Source organism: Paucibacter sp. TC2R-5, from assembly GCF_025717605.1.
GTDB classification, from domain to species: Bacteria; Pseudomonadota; Gammaproteobacteria; order Burkholderiales; family Burkholderiaceae_C; genus Paucibacter_A; species Paucibacter_A albus.
The window spans coordinates 1-5,688 of the sequence record NZ_JAJIRQ010000023.1; the positions used below are offsets into that span (position 1 = coordinate 1).

The following is a 5,688-nucleotide window of genomic DNA, read 5'->3' on the forward strand; positions in this document are numbered from 1 at the left end:
ATATTAGCCTGACGATGACCTACTTTCACACGGGAATCCGCACTATCATCGGCGCTGAGGCATTTCACTGTCCTGTTCGGGATGGGAAGGAGTGGGACCGCCTCGCTATGGTCATCAGGCTTAACTGGTTGATTGACTGTTTAGTATTTAAACAATCAATCCAATTTGTAGAGTCGTGCAGTATAACTTATTAACTAAGGTATTGCACATCGAATCAGCTTCTATTTTGATTGCGTTAACTCGGACTTCTTTGAAGAACGGTATAACTTGTACTTTTCTCAAATATCCTTGATCTACTCAATTTGTGTTCCCACGCATTGAGCTGTCAAAGTTATAGGGTCAAGCCTCACGGGCAATTAGTACTGGTTAGCTTAACGCGTTACCGCGCTTCCACACCCAGCCTATCAACGTCCTGGTCTCGAACGACCCTTCAGGGGGCTCTAGGCCCCGGCAAGACTCATCTTGAGACGAGTTTCCCGCTTAGATGCTTTCAGCGGTTATCTCTTCCGCACTTAGCTACCCGGCGATGCCACTGGCGTGACAACCGGTACACCAGAGGTGCGTCCACTCCGGTCCTCTCGTACTAGGAGCAGGCTCTCTCAATCTTGCAGCGCCCACGGAAGATAGGGACCAAACTGTCTCACGACGTTTTAAACCCAGCTCACGTACCTCTTTAAATGGCGAACAGCCATACCCTTGGGACCGGCTACAGCCCCAGGATGAGATGAGCCGACATCGAGGTGCCAAACACCGCCGTCGATATGAACTCTTGGGCGGTATCAGCCTGTTATCCCCAGAGTACCTTTTATCCGTTGAGCGATGGCCCTTCCATACAGAACCACCGGATCACTTTGTCCTACTTTCGTACCTGCTCGACTTGTCAGTCTCGCAGTCAAGCACGCTTATGCCAATGCACTATCAACACGATTTCCGACCGTATTTAGCGTACCTTCGAACTCCTCCGTTACACTTTGGGAGGAGACCGCCCCAGTCAAACTGCCCACCATACACTGTCCCCAATCCCGATAAGGGACCAAGGTTAGAACCTCAAACACACCAGGGTGGTATTTCAACGTTGGCTCCAAGCAAACTAGCGTCCACTCTTCAAAGCCTCCCACCTATCCTACACAGGTCTGTTCAAAATCCAATGTAAAGCTACAGTAAAGGTTCATGGGGTCTTTCCGTCTTTCCGCGGGGAGATTGCATCATCACAAACATTTCAACTTCGCTGAGTCTCTGGAGGAGACAGTGTGGCCATCATTACTCCATTCGTGCAGGTCGGAACTTACCCGACAAGGAATTTCGCTACCTTAGGACCGTTATAGTTACGGCCGCCGTTTACTGGGACTTCAGTCAAGAGCTTGCACCCCATCATTTAATCTTCCAGCACCGGGCAGGAGTCACACCCTATACGTCGACTTTCGTCTTTGCAGAGTGCTGTGTTTTTAATAAACAGTTGCAGCCACCGATTCTCTGCGGCCTCATTCTGCTTCGAGAGTAAATCTCTACACATACTAGAGGCACACCTTCTTCCGAAGTTACGGTGTCAATTTGCCGAGTTCCTTCTCCAGAGTTCTCTCAAGCGCCTTAGAATACTCATCTCGCGCACCAGTGTCGGTTTGCGGTACGGTCAATTACAAGCTGAAGCTTAGTGGCTTTTCCTGGAAGCAGGGTATCACTCACTTCGTCTGCAAGCAGACTCGTTATCACGCCTCATCTAAGCCCCCCGGATTTGCCTAAGGGGCATGACTACACGCTTGAACCAACATATCCAACAGTTGGCTGAGCTAACCTTCTCCGTCCCCACATCGCACTTGTAATCGGTACAGGAATATTTACCTGTTTCCCATCAGCTACGCATCTCTGCCTCGCCTTAGGGGCCGACTCACCCTACGCCGATGAACGTTGCGTAGGAAACCTTGCGCTTTCGGCGAGGGGGCTTTTCACCCCCTTTAACGCTACTCATGTCAGCATTCGCACTTCTGATACCTCCAGCAGTCTTCACAAACCACCTTCACAGGCTTACAGAACGCTCTCCTACCACGTGCAATAAATTGCACATCCGCAGCTTCGGTAACTGGCTTAGCCCCGTTACATCTTCCGCGCAGGACGACTCGATCAGTGAGCTATTACGCTTTCTTTAAATGATGGCTGCTTCTAAGCCAACATCCTGACTGTTTTAGCCTTCCCACTTCGTTTCCCACTTAGCCAATTTTGGGGACCTTAGCTGGCGGTCTGGGTTGTTTCCCTCTTGAGTCCGGACGTTAGCACCCGGTGCTCTGTCTCCCAAGCTGTACTCATCGGTATTCGGAGTTTGCAATGGTTTGGTAAGTCGCCATGACCCCCTAGCCATAACAGTGCTCTACCCCCGATGGTAATACTTGAGGCACTACCTAAATAGTTTTCGGAGAGAACCAGCTATTTCCAAGTTTGTTTAGCCTTTCACCCCTATCCACAGCTCATCCGCTAATTTTGCAACATTAGTCGGTTCGGACCTCCAGCACCTGTTACGGTACCTTCATCCTGGCCATGGATAGATCACTTGGTTTCGGGTCTACACCCAGCGACTAATTCGCCCTATTCGGACTCGATTTCTCTACGGCTTCCCTATTCGGTTAACCTCGCCACTGAATGTAAGTCGCTGACCCATTATACAAAAGGTACGCAGTCACCTTGCGGCTCCTACTTTTTGTATGCATACGGTTTCAGGATCTATTTCACTCCCCTCCCGGGGTTCTTTTCGCCTTTCCCTCACGGTACTAGTTCACTATCGGTCGATTACGAGTATTTAGCCTTGGAGGATGGTCCCCCCATATTCAGACAGGATTTCTCGTGTCCCGCCCTACTTGTCTTACGCTTAGTTCCACACCGCAGCATTTTTCATACGGGGCTATCACCCGCTATGGCCGGACTTTCCATTCCGTTCTGATATACACGATGCTAAAACGTAAAGGCTACTCCAATTTCGCTCGCCGCTACTTTCGGAATCTCGGTTGATGTCTTTTCCTCGAGCTACTGAGATGTTTCAGTTCACCCGGTTCGCCACAATGACCTATGTATTCAGTCAGAGTTACCGCTCGCGCGGTGGGTTTCCCCATTCAGAAATCTCCGGATCAAAGCTAATTTGCCAGCTCCCCGAAGCTTATCGCAGGCTATCACGTCTTTCGTCGCCTGTAATCGCCTAGGCATCCACCATATGCACTTAGTCACTTGACCCTATAACTTTGACACCGCTGACTGCAGTGTCGGTCAAGAACTCGTACAAACCCGTTTCATCGGTCCATACGTTATTTGAGTATTTACGCGTTACGCCGTCCTTCATATCTAAACAATTTCTTGCTCAGTTGAAGTCTATGTTTGACGCAATCAAAATGCTACTAGCGGCACGGTGCTCAACTCCCTTTACAAAGAAGCTAAGCTTTCCGCTAGCAGCGCTGATTCGACTCTACAAATTGTTAAAGAACACAGCCAGTTTGAACTGACAAACCAGAACAACCGCTGAACTTCACAGTTCGCGGATACTTTGGTTTGCCATCTCAATGAATGAATAGTTGATGAAAAGTGGTGGTGGAGGATAACGGGTTCGAACCGTTGACCCCCTGCTTGCAAAGCAGGTGCTNTCATCTCAATGAATGAATATTTGATTGGTGGAGGATAACGGGTTCGAACCGTTGACCCCCTGCTTGCAAAGCAGGTGCTCTCCCAACTGAGCTAATCCCCCCCGGACTTACCGTGGTGGGTCTGGCTGGATTCGAACCAGCGACCCCCGCCTTATCAAGACGATGCTCTAACCAACTGAGCTACAGACCCACGCGTTCTTCACTCGTGGCCTGCGGATCTGAAGCTTTCCTGTGGAGGCCAGCTCGGCAGGCTCACTTCTTCAATATTCATTCACTGTGTATTACAGCCGATAAGTGTGGGCGCTTAAATCTGAGTACATGTNNNCGTTCTTCACTCGTGGCCTGCGGATCTGAAGCTTTCCTGTGGAGGCCAGCTCGGCAGGCTCACTTCTTCAATATTCATTCACTGTGTATTACAGCCGATAAGTGTGGGCGCTTAAATCTGAGTACATGTGGATCTCGCTCATGCTGAATTACAAGTAACTCAACCGTGGCTCGACCATTTCTAGAAAGGAGGTGATCCAGCCGCACCTTCCGATACGGCTACCTTGTTACGACTTCACCCCAGTCACGAACCCTGCCGTGGTAATCGCCCTCCTTGCGGTTAGGCTAACTACTTCTGGCAGAACCCGCTCCCATGGTGTGACGGGCGGTGTGTACAAGACCCGGGAACGTATTCACCGCGGCAAGCTGATCCGCGATTACTAGCGATTCCGACTTCACGCAGTCGAGTTGCAGACTACGATCCGGACTACGACCGGTTTTCTGGGATTAGCTCCCCCTCGCGGGTTGGCAGCCCTCTGTACCGGCCATTGTATGACGTGTGTAGCCCTACCCATAAGGGCCATGATGACCTGACGTCATCCCCACCTTCCTCCGGTTTGTCACCGGCAGTCTCATTAGAGTGCCCTTTCGTAGCAACTAATGACAAGGGTTGCGCTCGTTGCGGGACTTAACCCAACATCTCACGACACGAGCTGACGACGGCCATGCAGCACCTGTGTGACAGTTCTCTTTCAAGCACTCCCAAATCTCTTCAGGATTCTGTCCATGTCAAGGGTAGGTAAGGTTTTTCGCGTTGCATCGAATTAAACCACATCATCCACCGCTTGTGCGGGTCCCCGTCAATTCCTTTGAGTTTCAACCTTGCGGCCGTACTCCCCAGGCGGTCAACTTCACGCGTTAGCTTCGTTACTGAGAAGAAACCCTCCCAACAACCAGTTGACATCGTTTAGGGCGTGGACTACCAGGGTATCTAATCCTGTTTGCTCCCCACGCTTTCGTGCATGAGCGTCAGTACAGGTCCAGGGGATTGCCTTCGCCATCGGTGTTCCTCCGCATATCTACGCATTTCACTGCTACACGCGGAATTCCATCCCCCTCTACCGTACTCTAGCCATGCAGTCACAAATGCAGTTCCCAGGTTGAGCCCGGGGATTTCACATCTGTCTTGCATAACCGCCTGCGCACGCTTTACGCCCAGTAATTCCGATTAACGCTTGCACCCTACGTATTACCGCGGCTGCTGGCACGTAGTTAGCCGGTGCTTATTCTTCAGGTACCGTCATTAGCCCACTGTATTAGAGCGAGCCGTTTCTTCCCTGACAAAAGCGGTTTACAACCCGAAGGCCTTCTTCCCGCACGCGGCATGGCTGGATCAGACTTTCGTCCATTGTCCAAAATTCCCCACTGCTGCCTCCCGTAGGAGTCTGGGCCGTGTCTCAGTCCCAGTGTGGCTGGTCGTCCTCTCAGACCAGCTACAGATCGTGGCCTTGGTGGGCTTTTACCCCACCAACTAGCTAATCTGATATCGGCCGCTCCAATTGCGCGAGGTCTTGCGATCCCCCGCTTTCACCCTCAGGTCTCATGCGGTATTAGCCACTCTTTCGAGTAGTTATCCCCCACAACTGGGCACGTTCCGATATATTACTCACCCGTTCGCCACTCGTCAGCTTAACCTGTTACCGTTCGACTTGCATGTGTAAGGCATGCCGCCAGCGTTCAATCTGAGCCAGGATCAAACTCTACAGTTCGATCTTGTTTTACTCAACGGAATCGACTAAAACCA

At 51.0% G+C, this 5,688-nt stretch carries 2 tRNA genes and 3 rRNA genes; all 5 read right to left on the reverse strand.

Going from position 1 to position 5,688, the window contains the following annotated elements:
* Positions 1–6: 6 nt before the first annotated feature.
* The 5 genes from rrf to LNV08_RS22830 all read right to left on the reverse strand — a co-directional run bounded on the left by rrf (position 7) and on the right by LNV08_RS22830 (position 5,653).
* A 5S ribosomal RNA gene (gene rrf / locus LNV08_RS22810) occupies positions 7–119 on the reverse strand.
* A gap of 216 nt (positions 120–335) precedes the next feature.
* Positions 336–3,216: ribosomal RNA gene (locus tag LNV08_RS22815) — 23S ribosomal RNA — on the reverse strand.
* A 429-nt stretch (positions 3,217–3,645) separates the two neighbouring features.
* Positions 3,646–3,721 (reverse strand) — tRNA-Ala (locus LNV08_RS22820).
* A 12-nt stretch (positions 3,722–3,733) separates the two neighbouring features.
* Positions 3,734–3,810, reverse strand: a tRNA-Ile gene (locus LNV08_RS22825).
* A gap of 319 nt (positions 3,811–4,129) precedes the next feature.
* Positions 4,130–5,653: ribosomal RNA gene (locus LNV08_RS22830) — 16S ribosomal RNA — on the reverse strand.
* The 16S, 23S and 5S rRNA genes sit together here with 2 tRNA genes alongside, the layout of an rRNA operon.
* Positions 5,654–5,688: the final 35 nt, after the last annotated feature.